This is a genomic window from Amycolatopsis viridis (assembly GCF_011758765.1).
GTDB classification, from domain to species: Bacteria; Actinomycetota; Actinomycetes; order Mycobacteriales; family Pseudonocardiaceae; genus Amycolatopsis_E; species Amycolatopsis_E viridis.
This window is the reverse complement of record NZ_JAANOU010000001.1, coordinates 777,562-793,174: the sequence shown is the minus strand read 5'-3', so window position 1 is coordinate 793,174 and position 15,613 is coordinate 777,562. Positions and strand designations below refer to the sequence as shown.

15 protein-coding genes and 1 pseudogene are annotated in these 15,613 nt (G+C 72.2%); 11 read left to right on the top strand and 5 right to left on the bottom strand.

The features are described 5' to 3' along the window. The first annotated feature begins 34 nt into the window (after nt 1–34). The 3 genes from moeA (at nt 35) to pssA (ending at nt 3,410) form a co-directional block, all read left to right on the top strand. Nucleotides 35–1,258: a molybdopterin molybdotransferase MoeA gene (moeA, locus tag FHX46_RS03995; protein ID WP_313886015.1), complete on the top strand. Its 1,224-nt coding sequence runs from the start codon at nt 35–37 to the stop codon at nt 1,256–1,258. Between the two features lie 476 nt (nt 1,259–1,734). Then, nucleotides 1,735–2,454: a phosphatidylserine decarboxylase gene (locus FHX46_RS03990; protein ID WP_167110724.1), complete on the top strand. Its 720-nt coding sequence runs from the start codon at nt 1,735–1,737 to the stop codon at nt 2,452–2,454. Between the two features lie 2 nt (nt 2,455–2,456). Then, entirely contained in the window at nt 2,457–3,410 is a 954-nt protein-coding gene (pssA, locus tag FHX46_RS03985) for a CDP-diacylglycerol--serine O-phosphatidyltransferase (protein ID WP_167110722.1), read from the top strand. Nucleotides 3,411–3,431: 21 nt separating this feature from the next. Here pssA and FHX46_RS03980 read toward each other — a convergent pair whose 3' ends face one another. Next, entirely contained in the window at nt 3,432–4,043 is a 612-nt protein-coding gene (locus FHX46_RS03980; RefSeq protein WP_167110720.1) for a TetR/AcrR family transcriptional regulator, read from the bottom strand. Nucleotides 4,044–4,091: 48 nt separating this feature from the next. Here FHX46_RS03980 and FHX46_RS03975 point away from each other — a divergent pair, with 48 nt between their 5' ends. Next, on the top strand, nt 4,092–4,709 hold the full coding sequence (locus tag FHX46_RS03975; protein ID WP_167110718.1) for a nitroreductase family protein: 618 nt from the start codon (nt 4,092–4,094) through the stop codon (nt 4,707–4,709). On the opposite strand, the gene FHX46_RS03970 is transcribed toward FHX46_RS03975, so the two are convergent. After that, nucleotides 4,702–5,637 (bottom strand): zinc-binding dehydrogenase, encoded by a 936-nt coding sequence (locus tag FHX46_RS03970; RefSeq protein WP_167110716.1) that lies wholly within the window; start codon nt 5,635–5,637, stop codon nt 4,702–4,704. The two genes, FHX46_RS03975 and FHX46_RS03970, sit on opposite strands and share 8 nt — an antisense overlap. An 82-nt stretch (nt 5,638–5,719) precedes the next feature. On the opposite strand from FHX46_RS03970, the gene FHX46_RS03965 reads away from it, so the two are divergent. Further along, on the top strand, nt 5,720–6,322 hold the full coding sequence (locus FHX46_RS03965) for a TetR/AcrR family transcriptional regulator (protein WP_243871219.1): 603 nt from the start codon (nt 5,720–5,722) through the stop codon (nt 6,320–6,322). A 4-nt stretch (nt 6,323–6,326) separates the two neighbouring features. Next, nucleotides 6,327–8,528: an AAA family ATPase gene (locus FHX46_RS03960; protein WP_167110714.1), complete on the top strand. Its 2,202-nt coding sequence runs from the start codon at nt 6,327–6,329 to the stop codon at nt 8,526–8,528. 7 nt (nt 8,529–8,535) lie between these two features. On the opposite strand, the gene FHX46_RS03955 is transcribed toward FHX46_RS03960, so the two are convergent. Then, nucleotides 8,536–9,201, bottom strand: a complete 666-nt coding sequence (locus FHX46_RS03955) for a LytR C-terminal domain-containing protein (protein WP_167110712.1) — start codon at nt 9,199–9,201, stop codon at nt 8,536–8,538. Then, nucleotides 9,198–9,515: a DUF3263 domain-containing protein gene (locus tag FHX46_RS03950; RefSeq protein WP_167110710.1), complete on the bottom strand. Its 318-nt coding sequence runs from the start codon at nt 9,513–9,515 to the stop codon at nt 9,198–9,200. Before FHX46_RS03950 ends, FHX46_RS03955 begins: the two co-directional genes overlap by 4 nt. Nucleotides 9,516–9,643: 128 nt before the next feature. On the opposite strand from FHX46_RS03950, the gene FHX46_RS03945 reads away from it, so the two are divergent. Continuing rightward, nucleotides 9,644–10,198: a peptide deformylase gene (locus FHX46_RS03945; RefSeq protein ID WP_167110708.1), complete on the top strand. Its 555-nt coding sequence runs from the start codon at nt 9,644–9,646 to the stop codon at nt 10,196–10,198. A 94-nt stretch (nt 10,199–10,292) separates the two neighbouring features. Further along, nucleotides 10,293–11,207, top strand: a complete 915-nt coding sequence (locus FHX46_RS03940; RefSeq protein ID WP_167110707.1) for a S1C family serine protease — start codon at nt 10,293–10,295, stop codon at nt 11,205–11,207. On the opposite strand, the pseudogene FHX46_RS03935 reads toward FHX46_RS03940, so the two are convergent. Next, a pseudogene (locus FHX46_RS03935) lies at nt 11,204–11,664 on the bottom strand (Uma2 family endonuclease). The gene FHX46_RS03940 and the pseudogene FHX46_RS03935 sit on opposite strands and share 4 nt — an antisense overlap. Before the next feature lie 440 nt (nt 11,665–12,104). Here FHX46_RS03935 and FHX46_RS03925 point away from each other — a divergent pair. The 3 genes from FHX46_RS03925 to thiD all read left to right on the top strand — a co-directional run bounded on the left by FHX46_RS03925 (nt 12,105) and on the right by thiD (nt 15,599). Then, nucleotides 12,105–12,704: a LysE family translocator gene (locus FHX46_RS03925; protein ID WP_167110705.1), complete on the top strand. Its 600-nt coding sequence runs from the start codon at nt 12,105–12,107 to the stop codon at nt 12,702–12,704. Between the two features lie 436 nt (nt 12,705–13,140). Then, on the top strand, nt 13,141–14,784 hold the full coding sequence (gene thiC, locus FHX46_RS03920) for a phosphomethylpyrimidine synthase ThiC (protein ID WP_313886014.1): 1,644 nt from the start codon (nt 13,141–13,143) through the stop codon (nt 14,782–14,784). Beyond that, nucleotides 14,784–15,599, top strand: coding sequence for a bifunctional hydroxymethylpyrimidine kinase/phosphomethylpyrimidine kinase (gene thiD, locus FHX46_RS03915; protein ID WP_167110703.1), 816 nt, complete (start codon nt 14,784–14,786; stop codon nt 15,597–15,599). The genes thiC and thiD overlap by 1 nt, the downstream gene beginning before the upstream one ends. Nucleotides 15,600–15,613 lie beyond the last annotated feature (14 nt).

Below are 15,613 nucleotides of genomic sequence, written 5' to 3'. Positions count from 1 at the left end.
TGCACGACCGCCTTGGCGGGGCAGGATGGTCCGCGTGATTTCCGTCGACACCTACCGCGCGGCCGTCACCGAGCTGCTCGGTACCGCCCCGGTCACCGCGCTCCCGCTGACCGGGTGCGCCGGGCTGGTACTGGCCAGGGACGTGCCCGCGGGCGTCTCGCTGCCGCCGTTCGACAACTCGGCGATGGACGGTTACGCGGTGCGGGCGGTCGACGTCGCCTCGGCCACCGCGAGCACGCCGGTGGAGCTGCCGGTCGCCGAGGACATCCCGGCCGGGCGCACGGACGTGCCGCCGCTGCTGCCGGGCACCGCGCACCGCATCATGACCGGCGCGCCGATGCCGCCGGGCGCGGATGCGGTGATCAAGGTCGAGGACACCGACGGCGGCACCGAGAAGGTGTCGATCCGCGAGCCGGCCCCGGTCGGCACGCACCTGCGCCGCACCGGTGAGGACGTCGCGGCGGGCGCGATCGCGCTGCACGCCGGCACGGTGCTGGGACCGGCGCAGCTCGGGCTGGCCGCGGCGGTGGGCCTGGACCGGCTGACCGTGTACGCGCCGCTGCGCGTGCTGGTGGTGTCGACCGGTTCGGAGCTGGTGACACCGCCGCAGGAGCTGCGGCACGGGCAGATCTACGAGTCGAACAGCATCATGCTCGCCGCGGGCATCCGTGCGCTCGGCTGCCAGGTGGAGATCGTGCGCAGCGTCGCCGATGACGTGGCCGAGTTCCGCTCGGTCGTCGAACCGCGCCTGGCGGCGGCGGACCTGGTGGTGACCTCGGGCGGCGTCAGCGCGGGCGCCTACGAGGTCGTGAAGGACTCGCTGACCGGTGCCGGTGTCGAGTTCGTGAAGGTCGCGATGCAGCCGGGCGGCCCGCAGGGCAACGGCCGCTGGCAGGGCGTGCCCGTGGTGACGCTGCCCGGCAACCCGGTGAGCGTGCTGGTGTCGTTCGAGGTTTTCCTGCGCCCGGCGATCCTCACCGCGCTGGGCCACCGCCAGGTGGACCGGCACCGCGTGCGGGCACGGCTGACCGAGTCCCTGAGCTCGCCCGCCGGCCGCCGCCAGTTCCGCCGCGGGTTCTACTCGCAGCACGAGGGCCAGGTGACCGGGGAGGTCGGGCCACGTGGTGGCCCGGGATCGCACCTGCTCGCCGCGTTCGCGCAGGCCAACTGCCTGATCGAGCTGCCGGAGGACGTGGTCGAGGCACCGGAGGGCAGCGAGGTCGACGTGCTGCTCCTGCCGCTTGGTGCCCCCGTGTGACTTCTTGTAACAGTTGTCCTACGAGTGGTTACGAATTCGCTTGCCGAAGCTAAAATTCAGCGCCTACGGCACCAGCCTGCCGTGCCGGGCCGCTGGGCCGTCGGGGGGTTCAGCGGCCCGGCACCGAACACCGAGCGCTCGCACGGGCCGGATCAGGGCGACCGCGGTTTCGGTCGGGACCAGCCGGGGTATCGGGACACTGTTCACGTCGTCGCGCCACGCCGCCAACAGCTCGGAAAGGCGCTCTTCGCGGATGCGCTGCGGGGCCGACATGACACTTCCTCTCTGCTGCTACTACGGTCCGCACACCCCGTTGTCACCCAGTGTCAGCGGCGCGGAGCTCGTTTGACGGGACGCGGAACGGGCCGCGCGGACCTGCCGGTAGCGTGGATACCCGGATCGGTGACCCAGCACGCCTGACCCGGCGTCACGGACCGGTCACACCTTGGACACGAATCACCCGGGACACCGCTTCGATGAGCACCTCTTCGCCGGACAAGGCGAGCAATCCGATCACCCACGCGCTGCAACTCGCCCGCGAGACGCTGCCGCCGATGCACCCCGCGGGGCGGCCGTTCGTCGCCGGTGGCGTGGCCGCCACGCTGCTGTTGCGGCGGCTGTGGAAGCCGCTGGGCCCGGCGGGCGCGCTGGCGACGCTGGCCGTTGCGGCCTTCTTCCGCGAACCGAAGCGCGTGCCGCCGGAGCGGGACGGGCTGGTGCTGGCGGCAGCCGACGGCATCGTCTCCCTGATCGAGGAGGCCGCCCCGCCACCGGAGCTGGGCCTGCCCGCCGAGCCGCGGATGCGGGTGAGCGTGTTCCTGTCGGTCTTCGACGTGCACGTGCAGCGGGTGCCGGCCACCGGCGTGGTCGAGCGGGTCGCCTACCGGCCCGGCAAGTTCCTGTCCGCGGACCTGGACAAGGCCAGCGACGACAACGAGCGCAACTCGCTGCTGCTGCGCACCGGGGACGGGCACGAGCTGGTGGTCGTGCAGATCGCCGGACTGGTCGCGCGCCGGATCCTGTGCCAGGTCGCCGACGGCGACAAGGTCCGGGCCGGTGACACCTACGGCCTGATCCGGTTCGGCTCGCGCGTCGACATCTACCTGCCGCCGGGCAGCGAGGTGCTGGTCCGCAAGGGCCAGCGGACCATCGGCGGCGAGACGCCGCTGGCGGCGCTGCCGGAGCGAGGAGCCTGATCATGGTCCGGGTGATGACACCGACGGTGCGGCTGCTGCCCAACGCGATCACGGTGCTCGCGCTGTGCGCGGGGCTGTCCGCCGCGCAGTTCGCGCTCAAGGGGCAGCTCGTGCTGGCGATCGGCGCGATCGGCGTCGCCGCCGTGCTGGACAGCCTGGACGGCCGGATCGCCCGCCTGCTCGACGCGACGTCGAAGATGGGCGCCGAGCTGGACTCGCTGTCCGACGCCATCTCCTTCGGTGTCGCACCGGCGCTGGTGCTCTACATCTGGGCCGGGGACAGCTCCGGTGCCGGCTGGATCGTCGCGCTGACCTTCGCGGTGTGCATGGTGCTGCGGCTGGCCCGGTTCAACACGCTGCTGGACGTGGAACAGCCGCCGTACGCGAAGGAGTTCTTCGTCGGCGTGCCGGCGCCCGCGGGCGGCCTGTGCGCGCTGATGCCGGTGATCCTCACGCTGGAGTTCGGCGACGGCTGGTGGTCCAGCGCTCCGGTGGTCTACGTGTGGACGGTGGCGATCGCGCTGCTGCTGATCAGCAGGCTGCCCACGCTGTCGTTGAAGTCGGTCCGGGTCCCGGCGAAGGCGGCCGCGCCGCTGCTGGTCGGGGTGGGCCTCGCCGCGGCGGCGGTCATCCAGTACCCGCTGATCGCGCTGGCCACCGCGTTGCTGCTCTACCTGGCCCACATCCCCTACGCCCTCCGGCGCTACCACTGGCTGGCCAACCACCCGGAGGCGTGGGGCGTGCCGCTGCGCGAGCGCCGGGCGATCCGGCGCAGCACCAGCCGCCTGCGGCTGCGGCGGCCGCGGTTCCCGCGGGTGGCCGGCAACCAGCGGCTGAACGTGCGCCGCACGCAGGACCACGTGGTGCGCGGGGTGCGCACGTACCCGGCGGAGAGCCAGGACCGGTCGCGGCGGCGGAGCTGGCGGCGCATCGGGCTGCGGCAGCGCAACCGCTGACCGGGAAGGGCCGTCGACCCGCTAGCGCAGGCCCTTGATCAGCAGGTCGAGCTGGTAGGTGAAGTCCTGCACGCAGTCGATGCTCGCCATGGCCGGCATGACCCGGTGCAGGCTCGGGTGCTGCCGCGGCGTGACCGTGCGGCGGAACCATTCCATGACCGGCTCCGCGCGCTCGGCCGCCAGCCCGCCCGCGCCGACGAGCACCGCGCCGAACACCATCCCGATCAGCGAACGGTAGGCGCGTGCGGCGTGGTCTTCGTCGAGCCCGGCGTCCAGCAGCGCGCCGATGATCGCGTCCATGAGCCGCACCGCGCCCTCGGACAGCGGGTTGGCCTGCTCGGCGGTGAGGGCGCGGACGACGGCCGGGTGGCGGTTCAGCGTCTCGAAGGCGTTCAGTCCGAGCGCCCGCAGCCGCTCGTCCCAGGGCAACCCCGGATCGGGTAACGCCACCTGCTCGAACACCCGGGCCGCGACCCCGTCCAGCAGATCCTGCTTGCCGGCGACGTGGTTGTAGAGCGACATCGCCTCCACGCCCAGCTCGGCGGCGAGCTTGCGCATCGACAGGCCGCCCAGGCCGTTCTCCCCGACCAACCGCAACGCGGCGTCGAGCACCTTCTCGCGTGTCAACGACATGGCTTACAGTGTAAGTACTTACAGCGTAAGTCTCAGAGAGGACGGCAGATGGACGTGGACACGGCACTGACCACCACCCGCTCGGTCCGGCGCAAGCTGGACCTGGACCGGCCGGTCGAGGACGGGGTGCTCATCGAGTGCCTGCGCATCGCGATGCAGGCCCCGATCGCCGGCAACCGGCAGGACGCGATCCGCTGGCTCGTGGTGCGCGACCCCGAGCTCAAGGCCCGCGTCGCCGAGCCGGTCCGGGAGGTGGCCGAGGCCGCGCAGCGCGAGTACGGCCACCTGGTCGCGCCGCGCTCGCTCGCCTCGGCGCGGTTCCTGAAGGACAACCTGCACCGCGTCCCGGCGCTCGTCCTCGTGTGCGTGGCCGGGCAGCCGGAGGGCGGCAACGCCGAGCTGACCGGGTTCTACGGCTCGATCTACCCGGCGATCTGGAGCTTCCAGCTCGCGCTGCGCGCCCGCGGGCTGGGCAGCACGATCACCGGCTACCACCTGTTCGGCCACGAGGAGGAGGTCGCCCGGACGCTGGGCATCCCGGAGGGGTACACGCAGGTCGCGCTGCTGCCGGTGGCCTACACGACCCAGCAGGAGTTCCGGCCCGCGGCGCGGCCACCGGTCGAGGAGATCACCTACCTCGACCGGTGGGGGTCCCGCGTCAGCTGATCTCCAGGACGGCCTTGCCCCGCAGGCGGCGGCCGAGCAGGGCCGCGGTCGCCTCGGCGTGCCGTGACCAGTCACCGCGCCAGGTGATGCCCGGGTCGAGGCGGCCGTCGGCCACCTCGCCGGCGAGCCAGGTGAGGTCCTCGGCGAAATCCTCCCTGGGCTCCGCGAGCAGGTAGAACGTGCTGATCGACCGGTTGTGGCGGCCCTCGGTGGCGAGGAACGTGCCGAACGGGAAGACCACGTCTTCGCCGGTGGCGCGCCCGACACCGACGAGCTGACCACCGGCGTGCAGTGCCTGGAACGCGGCAACCATCTGCTCGCCCTCCACGTTGTCCAGCACGCCGTGCACCGGCCGGCTCGCCTCGGCCGGGTGCTTGATCACCTCGTGGGCGCCGAGCGCCCGGAGCACGTCGGCCTGGGCCGGATCCCCGCTGACGGCGACCACTTCGGCGCCCGCCCTGGCGGCGAGCTGGACGGCGTACCGGCCGACACCGCCGGACGCACCGGTGATCATGATGCGCCGGCCGAGGGTCTGCCCGAACCGGCGCAGCACGCGCACCGCGGTCAGGCCGGCCACCGGGATCGTGCTGATGGCGCCGCCGTCCGCGCCGGACGGCACGGTGCCGATCATCGCGGTCGGCACCGCCCGCAGCTCGGCCCACGCGCCGCTGTGCGCCAGGGTGACCACGCGGGTACCGGCCGCGGGACCGGATCCGTCGGCCGCCGCCTGGACGACCACGCCGGTCGCGTCCCAGCCGGGCACGACCCCCTCGGGCATCTCCGGCGAGCTCACGCCGTGGGTCTCGCCGAAGTTGAGCGAGACCGCCTCGACCCGCACCAGCGCCTCGTCCGGCTCCGGCACGGGATCGGGGACCTCGGCCAGCCGCAGGTGGGACTCCACCGAGTGGTCGACGACCAGTGCACGCATGTTCTCTCCTCCTGAATGACTTTCGACCATTGTGCCACCGAGTGGCATTTGCGTACAAGCGGCATCAACTACACTGGTGGTGATGACAGTCATGCCGACGACCGGGCAGCCGCTCCCCCTGCGCGAGCGGAAGAAACTGCGCACGCGCCAGGCGCTCGCGGAGACCGCGGTCGCGATGTTCACCGAGCGCGGTTTCGACTCCACGACGCTGGACGAACTGGTCGAGGCGGTGGAGGTCTCCAAGCGGACCTTCTTCCGCAACTTCACGTCCAAAGAGGATGTGGCGCTGGCCGCTGTCAAGCAGTTGTGGGACACCGTCCTCCAGCTGCTGGCCGAACGCCCGCCGTCGGGACCGCTGCTCGGCGGCATCAAGGACGCGCTGCTGACCGCGATCGACCGGATGGACGACCACTGGTACCGGCAGTTCCTGCCGACCGTCCGGCTGATCGACGGGCACCCGGCGCTGCACGCCCATTCGCTGCGGTACTGCGCCGAGGTCGAGCAGGAGATGATCCGCCTGCTGCCCGGCCCGCCCACGCTGGAGCTGCGGCTGCTCGTCGAGATCGTGGTCGCGGCGTGGAACGTGGCGCTCGCGGAGTGGAGCCCGTCCGGCGACCGGGCGCAGCTCCCGGTCCTCGTCGACCGCACCTTCGCCGCCATCCCGGCCGCGCTCGCCCTAGAGTGAGGGCGTGCGCGCGCCCCAGATCACGCTGACCATCCGGCACACGCCGTCCGCCCTGGACACGCGGCGGGGCATCGTGCGCCTGCACCCCGAGGTGCTCGACGCGCTGGGGCTGCGCGCCTGGGACGCGGTGCACCTGACCGGCGCCCGGGTGAGCGCCGCGCTCGCCGCACCCGCAGACGCGAGCGGGACGCCCGGCGTGGTGTACGCCGACGACGTGACGCTGTCCAACCTCGGCGTGACCGAGGGCTCGGAAGTCGTCGTCGCCCCGGCGGACGTCACGCAGGCCCGCTCGGTCACCGTCGCCGGATCGCGCCTGGCCAGCGCATCGCTGTCGCCGAACACGCTGCGGCTCGCGCTCACCGGGAAGGTGCTGACGGTCGGCGACGCGGTGTCGCTGCTGCCGCAGGACCTGGCGCCGGCGCCGGGGTCGGACGTCACCTCGGTGCGCGGTCAGCTGTCCCGGGCGATCGGCGCGGGCTGGACCACCGAGCTGCTCACCGTCACCGCGACCGAACCGGCCGGCCCGGTCGTGATCGGACCGTCCACTGTGGTCGACTGGCGGGACGGCGCGCGCACCGCCGCACCGGCCGCGCCCGCCCCTCCGGTGGCGGCCGCGGTGGTGCCGGAGCCGGACGAGCCGGCCCCGCCGGTGAGCGACCTGTGCGGCGCGCAGGACCAGGCACGCACACTCGCCGAGTGGGTCGACCTCACCTTCCGCCGGCCCGAGCTGCTGTCCCGGCTGGGCACCTCGGCGCGGCTCGGCGTGCTGCTGTCCGGCGCCGAAGGGGTCGGCAAGACGACACTGGTGCGGTCGGTCGCCGCGGCGGAGAACCTGCGGGTGGTCGTGCTGGCCGCACCGTCGGTCGCCGTGCTGGAACCGAACGCGATCGCCACCCGGCTGCGCGAGGCGATCGACCAAGCCGCGTCGGGCGGACCGGCGGTCCTGTTGATCACCGACATCGACACGCTCCTCCCGGCGGCCCAGCCCCCGCCGGTCGCCACCGTGGTGCTGGACGAGCTGCGCGGCGCACTGGCCCGGACGGAGCTCGCGGTCGTCGCGACCACGGCCCGCCCCGAGGCGTGCGATCCGCGCCTGCGCGCCGCCGACCTGCTCGACCGCGAGCTGGCGATCCCGCAGCCGGACGTCCGGGTGCGCATCGAACTGCTGCGCGTGCTGCTACGGGACGTGCCGCTGGACTCCACTGTGGACCTTGGCGGGATCGCCGAACGCACGCCCGGTTTCGTGGCCGCGGACCTGCTCGCGCTGCGCCGGGACGCCGCGGTCCGCGCCGCCCTGCGGCAGCGGGACGAGACCGAACCGCGGATCGCCCAGCAGGATCTGCTGGACGCGCTGCAGTCCGTCCGCCCGATCTCGATGTCCACATCGGACAACCTGGCCACCGGCGGACTGACGCTGGACGACGTCGGCGACATGACCGAGGTCAAGCAGTCGCTGACCGAGGCGGTGCTGTGGCCGCTGCGGTACCCGGACTCGTTCGCGCGGCTCGGGATCGCGCCGCCGCGCGGCGTGCTGCTGTACGGGCCGCCGGGTGGCGGCAAGACGTTCCTGGTCCGCGCGCTGGCCGGCACCGGCGCCTTGAACGTGTTCGCGGTCAAGGGCGCCGAGCTGCTGGACAAGTGGGTCGGTGAGTCCGAACGCGCGGTGCGCGAGCTGTTCCGCAAGGCTGCCGACGCAGCGCCCTCGCTGGTGTTCCTGGACGAGATCGACGCGCTCGCGCCGCGCCGCGGGCAGTCCGGCGACTCGGGCGTGTCCGACCGGGTGGTGGCCGCACTGCTGACCGAGCTGGACGGGGTCGAGCCGATGCGGGACGTGGTCGTGCTCGGCGCGACCAACCGGCCCGAGCTCGTCGACCCGGCCCTGCTGCGCCCGGGACGGCTGGAGCGGCTGGTGTACGTGCCACCGCCGGACGCGCCGGCGCGGACCGAGATCCTGCGTGCCACGGCCCGGCACACGCCACTGGCGTCCGATGTGGACCTGGCCGCCGTCGCGGGCACCCTGGCCGGCTACTCGGCGGCGGACTGCGCGGCGCTGATCCGGGAGGCCGCGCTGACGGCGATGCGCGAGTCGCTGGACGCCGCGGAGGTCACCGCGGCACACCTGGAGAAGGCGCGCGAGACCGTCCGCCCGTCGCTCGACCCGGCGCAGCTCGCCGCGCTGGAGGCCTACGCGGCGAACCGGGCCTGAGGATCGGTCAGGAGCCCTTGACCTGGGAGCCCTTGTAGTCGTTGGTCACGATGACGATGACGCCCGGGCTCGCGTCCCGGATGCCCTCGAAGCGCGGTTCGACCTTCATGCCGAACGCGACGGCCAACGAGCGCGCGGCGGTCTCCTCGTCGGTGCCCGGCGTGTAGTACGCCGTGGTCGTCGGGATGATGCCGTACGGGTAGTTGCCGGACTCGACGACGTTCCAGCCGTTGGCCGTCAGGTCCTCGGCCGCGCGGGCGGCGAGCCCGTGGATGGTGCTGTTGTTGTAGACGCGCACCGGCACCCACTTGGCGGCGGTCTGGTCGGCGGCCGTCCCACCCTGGTTCTGGCCGGGCGTGCCGCCCGGCTGGCCCGGCGCGCCACCGGGGCCGCCCGGGGCGGGCGTGTCCGTCGGCTGGCCCGGCGGGGACACCTCCGGCGACGGCGACGGCGCCGGGCTGGACGGCGGCGGTTCGGTGGAGCTCGGCACGGTGGTCGGCTCCGGCGACGGCGTGCCGCGGCCGGCGGTGGAGCTCGGCGCCGCGGTCTGGTCACTGTCCCCGCCGCCGTTCAGCGCGGTGATGCCGCCGATCACGACCGCCACCAGAGCGACCCCGATCAGCACCACACCGGCCAGGCGCAGCGGGCGGGACAGACCCTGCGGAAAGTTCATAGCGCTTCGATCCCCAGTCGCCGGGCGACCCGCTTGCGCTGCCGCGTGCTGCGCATCCGGCGCAACCGCTTGACGAGCATCGGGTCGGCGCGCATCGCTTCCTCTTTGTCGAGGAGCTGGTTGAGCAGCTGGTAGTACCGGGTGGGCGAGAGGCCGAACTCCTCGCGGACGGCCTGCTCCTTGGCGCCCGCGTAGCGCCACCACTGGCGTTCGAACGCCAGCATCTTCAGCTCGCGGGGCGTGAGCCCGCCCTCGTCGCCGGTGGGCTCGGGCGACGGCCGGTCGCCCTCGGCCATCGACTCCGCGGCGTCCATCTGACTCCTCAACTCGCAAATCACACGGTTGTCATCCCGCGGGCGCCATTCAACCACGGGTCGAGGGTCCGGTTGTGGGATCACGGCCCGGCGCGTCACGGGTCGTGCGCTGGGTACGATCGCGGATTGTGACCATCCACCCGATCCGGATCGCCGGCGACCCGGTGCTGCACCAGCCCACCCGTGAGGTGGAGAAGTTCGACGACGAGCTGCGCACCCTCACCGACGACATGTTCGAGACGATGTACGCCGCCGAAGGCGTGGGGCTCGCGGCCAACCAGATCGGCGTCGACCTGCGCGTGTTCGTCTACGACTGCCCGGACGACGAGGGCGTGCGGCACAAGGGCCTGGTGGTCAACCCGAAGCTGGAGACCTCCGAAATCCCGGAGACCATGCCCGACCCGGACGACGACTGGGAGGGCTGCCTGTCGGCGCCCGGCGAGTCGTACCCGACGGGGCGGGCGAAGTGGGCGAAGGTCACCGGTTCCGACCTGGACGGCAACCCGATCGAGGTCGAGGGCACCGGGTACTTCGCGCGGTGCCTGCAGCACGAGACCGACCACCTGGACGGCTTCATCTACCTGGACCGCCTCGTCGGCCGCCACGCGCGCGACGCGAAGCGGATGCTCAAGCGCAACAAGTGGGGCGTGCCGGGCCTGTCCTGGCTGCCCGGCGCGGACTGAGCTTTCGCCCTCGGTGAACGGGGCGGCCACCCGGCGTCGGCAAGCGCACACTGGTTACGGATGTAACGGTGTAATTGCCCGGGTGGTGGTGGCGGTGGACGACGCCGATGCCCTCGACGCCTACTCACGCTCGGTGAGCTCGGTGGCCGCCGAGGTGACCCCGCACGTCGCGAGCGTGCGGCTGGCCCGCGGCAGCGGATCGGCGGTCGTGTTCGCCGATGACGGTCACCTGGTGACGAACGCGCACGTGGTGGGGAGCGGCGCGCACGGCATCGCGACCTACTCGGACGGTACGGAGACCCGGTTCACGGTGGTGGGTGCGGACCCGCTGTCCGACCTGGCCGTGCTGCGCGCGTCCGAGGCGCCGCCCGCCGCGCGGCTGGGCGACGCGGACAAGCTGGTCGTGGGTCAGCTGGTGGTCGCGATCGGGAGTCCGCTGGGGCTGGCCGGGTCGGTGACGGCCGGGGTGGTCAGCGCGCTGGGCCGGTCGCTGCCGGTGCGCACGCGCAGCGCCGGGCGGGTGATCGAGAACGTGATCCAGACGGACGCGGCCCTGAACCCGGGCAACTCGGGCGGGGCCCTCGCGGATTCGGCCGGCCGGGTGGTGGGGGTCAACACCGCGGTCGCCGGCTTCGGGCTGGGCCTCGCGGTGCCGATCAACGACACCACCCGGCGGATCATCGACACGCTCACGGTGGAGGGCCGGGTGCGGCGGGCGTACCTCGGCGTGGTGGGGGTGCCGGCGCCGCTGCCGGACGACGTCGCGGAGCACACCGGGCAGCGCGCCGGGCTGCGGATCGTCGAGGTGGTGCGCGGCGGCCCCGCGGAGCGCGCCGGGCTGCGGCCGGGCGACCTGGTGCTGACCGTGGGCCGCTCGCGGATCACGGACGCGCAGGACATCCAGCGGCAGCTGTTCGCGGAGGTGATCGGCACCCGCCTGGCGATCACCGTGCTGCGCAACGGCGCGATGGTCGACGTGTTCGCGACGCCGAGCGAGCTGGTGAACTAGAAGGCGGCGGTGTCCAGCGCCAGGCCGAACGGCGCGGGCAGCCGGATCTGCTCGCCGAAGGAAACCTGCTCCGAACGGCGGTAGTGCCCGTCCACCGGGTCGGAGTAGAGCGTGACGGACGGCTTGGGTTCGGTGTAGCGGTCGATCAGGAGGTAGAGCGGAACCGGCGCCTGCGCGTAGGCCCACAGCTTCTCGACACGTCCGTGCGGGCATTGCCTCGCGAGACGATCTCCACCACCAGCTCCGCCGTCTTCGCGGGGACCGGCACGGTGTCCGGGCGGGTGAGCAGCTCACGGCGTGGAACCACCACCAGGTCGGGCTGGTACAGCCGGCTCGCCCCGCTGATGGCGATCCCCAGCGTCTGCAGGACAGCCCGCTCGTCCGGCGCCGCACGGACCAAGGCCCGGTTGACCAGCTCCGCGATGTTGCTGTGCCCGTTCCCGGGCGGCGGCGTCATCGTCACTCCCCCCTCGGTGATCTCCGCACGCCACCCTTCGGGCACGTCGAGCTCCTGCCAGGTACGCAGCAGGGCCTGCCAATCCCAGCCGTAGCCCGTCACGGCACTGCTCATCCTCGCCCCACCTCCTCGCTCGACCTACCCAAAATAGCGGCATCCATCATGAAGACAGCAGCGTAGAAGCCCGTTCTCCGTGGTCAGCCGCGGTCCGGCCCGTCCGCCCGCGGCCCTCAGGTGAGCTTCAGGAGCAGCTCACTCAGCTCCGCGGGCAGCGTGATCATGCCGTCGTGGCCCGTGGGCAGTTCCCAGATCTCCGCGGGCGCGAACCGCAAGCACCCCTACGACGCGCGCCGACTGGTCGGCATCCTCGTCGCGGGCCTGCGACGAGCATGCCCGAAATGCGGTTGCCGCGGGCGACCCCGGTCCGCCACCGTGCGGGGATGCCCAATGTGCTCGCGTTCGTGCCCGCCGCCTTCCTCATCGCGCTCGTGCCCGGGCCGGCTACCCTCATGCTGGTCAAGCAGTCCGCCCGCGGCTCCCGGCGGAACTCGCTCGCCACGATCGCCGGAATCGAGGCCGGTGTGCTGGTGTGGGGCCTGGCCGCGGTGTTCGGGATCTCCGCGCTGCTCGTCGCGTCCGAAACCGCCTACACGGTGCTGCGCATCGCCGGTGCGGTTTACCTCGTCTTCCTCGGCGCGCGGATGCTGCTCCGCCGCCACGGCCCCGTCGACGAGCCCAGGCCGGGCGCCGGGTTCCGGGCCGGCTTCCTGATCAACGTCACCAACCCGAAGGCCGGGGTCTTCGCGATCTCGTTCCTCCCGCAGTTCGTCCCCGCCCACGCCGCGGGCCCGCTGCCGCTGCTGCTCCTCGTCCTCGTCTGGATGCTCACCGACACCGTCTGGTACACCGCGCTCGCCCTCGCGCTCACCCGCGTCGGGCGCTGGCTGCGCACCGCCACCGTCCGGCAGCGGCTGGAAAAGTCCTCAGGCGGCGTGTTCGTGGCGTTCGGCGTGGCGATGGCGGTGGCGGTGGAGAGCTGACACGGCCAGCCCACCGAGCACGCGCCCCGGCCGACAACGCGCGCCCGCCCAACCAGGCTCCCGCGCTGATCCCCAGGTTGCAGATCGACGGGTAGACCGCGACCGCGCGCCGGCGCCGGCCACCACCACGCGCGTCTGCAGCGCGAGGACCAGCACGAACACCCCCACCACCGCACCGGCTCGCGCCGAGCCGCCGCCGGCCAGGTTCCCGCACCGCGCCCCGGCCTCGAACACCACCAGCAGCACGACCGGTGAGCGGTCTCACCGTCGTGCTCTTGAGGTCTGGAGCGCGCCATGGCATGGTCGGACCGACAACCGAACAACGCGGGAGCTCGCGCCTTGGCGTGCTGAGAGGGCGGCTGGTGTCCGTTGGGACCCGGCGCCGCCGACCGCCGAACCTGACCGGGTAATGCCGGCGTAGGGAGTGACTTCGCCAGTGACGACGCTGGAAAACGGCAAGAACGTCGCGCCGACCGTGACCACCGGGCCGATCACCGGTTCCCGCAAGGTCTACCACCACACCGAGAACGGGCTTCGCGTCCCCGTGCGCCGCATCGATCTGAGCAACGGCGGCCACTTCGACGTCTACGACACCTCCGGCCCGTACACCGACCCGGACGTCACCATCGACGTCCACAATGGACTTTTTCGGACCCGTTCCGGCTGGCTGGACGGCCGCGAGCACAACACCCAGCTGGGGTTCGCCAAGGCGGGTGTCGTCACCCGGGAAATGGAGTTCGTCGCGGCGCGCGAGCGCGTGAGCGCCGAGTTCGTGCGCGCAGAGGTGGCCGCCGGCCGTGCGGTGATCCCGGTGAACCGGAAACACCCGGAGAGCGAGCCCATGATCATCGGGAAGAACTTCCTGGTGAAGGTCAACGCGAACATGGGCAACTCGGCCGTGTGGTCGTCGGTCGAGGAAGAAGTGGACAAGATGGTGTGGGCGACCCGGTGGGGCGCCGACACGATCATGGACCTGTCCACCGGCAAGCGGATCCACGAGACGCGCGAATGGATCCTGCGCAACTCCCCCGTTCCGGTCGGCACCGTGCCGATCTACCAGGCGCTGGAGAAGGTCGACGGCGATCCGGCGAAGCTGTCCTGGGAGGTCTACCGGGACACCGTGATCGAGCAGTGCGAGCAGGGCGTGGACTACATGACCGTGCACGCCGGCGTACTGCTGCGCTACGTCCCGCTGACCGCGAACCGCGTCACCGGCATCGTCTCCCGCGGCGGCTCGATCATGGCCGCGTGGTGCCTCGCGCACCACCGGGAGTCGTTCCTCTACACGCACTTCGAGGAACTGTGCGAGATCCTGCGGGCCTACGACGTCACCTTCTCCCTCGGTGACGGGCTGCGCCCGGGTTCGATCGCCGACGCCAACGACCGCGCCCAGTTCGCGGAGCTGGAAACGCTCGGCGAGCTGACGCACATCGCCCGCGCGCACGACGTGCAGGTGATGATCGAGGGCCCCGGCCACGTGCCGATGCACAAGATCAAGGAGAACGTGGAGCTGGAGGAACGGCTCTGCGGCGAAGCACCGTTCTACACGCTCGGTCCACTCACGACGGACATCGCGCCGGCCTACGACCACATCACCTCGGCCATCGGCGCCGCGCAGATCGGCTGGTACGGCACGGCGATGCTGTGTTACGTCACGCCCAAGGAGCACCTGGGCCTGCCCGACCGCGACGACGTGAAGGCCGGGGTGATCGCGTACAAGATCGCGGCGCACGCCGCGGACCTGGCGAAGGGCCACCCGTACGCGCAGGAATGGGACGACGAGCTGTCCAAGGCCCGGTTCGAGTTCCGCTGGACCGACCAGTTCAACCTCTCGCTCGATCCGGACACCGCGCGCGCCTACCACGACGAGACGCTGCCCGCGGAGCCCGCCAAGACCGCGCACTTCTGCTCGATGTGCGGGCCGAAGTTCTGCTCCATGCGCATCACGCAGGACGTGCGCAAGTACGCCGAGGAGCACGGCCTGTCCACGCTGGACGCCATCGAGGCCGGGATGCAGGAGAAGTCGGCGGAGTTCACCGAGAGCGGCAAGCAGGTCTACCTCCCGGTGGTCCAGCCCTGATGACCGTCACCCCGAAGACCGCGCTGACCATCGCCGGAAGCGATTCCGGCGGTGGCGCGGGCATCCAGGCCGACCTGCGCACCTTCTTCGCCTGCGGGGTGCACGGGATGACCGCCGTCACCGCGGTCACGGTGCAGAACTCGCTGGGCGTGCAGGGCTTCACCGAGATCCCGCCGGACGTGGTGTCCGCGCAGATCCGGGCCGTCGCCGGGGACATGGGCGTGGACGCCGCGAAGACCGGCATGCTGGCCACCGCGGAGATCATCGGCGAGGTCGCCAAGACCCTGGACGAGGTCCACATCGGACGGAATTCCAGCGTGCCGTTCGTGGTGGACCCGGTGGCGGCGTCGATGCACGGCGACGCGCTGCTGCGCGAGGAGGCGCTGGAGGCCATCCGCACCGAGCTGTTCCCGCGCGCGACCCTGGTGACACCGAACCTGGACGAGGTCCGGCTGCTCACCGGGGTCGAGGTCACCGACCGGGACAGCCAGCGCGACGCCGCGCGGGCGCTGCTGGCCCTGGGTCCGATGTGGGTGCTCGTCAAGGGCGGGCACCTCTACGACGACCCGGAGTGCGTGGACCTGCTCTCCGACGGGGTGCAGTACATCGAGCTGTCCGCGCGCCGCATCGACACCCCGCACACGCACGGCGGTGGCGACACGCTCGCCTCGTCGATCACCGCGTTCCTCGCCAAGGGACTGGGCGTGCCGGACGCGGTCGACGAGGGCAAGCGGTTCATCGAGCGGTGCGTGGCGGAGGCGTACCCGCTGGGCGGGGGTGTCGGGCCGGTGTCGCCGTTCTGGCGGCTCGCCTGATCGGCCCGTTTGCG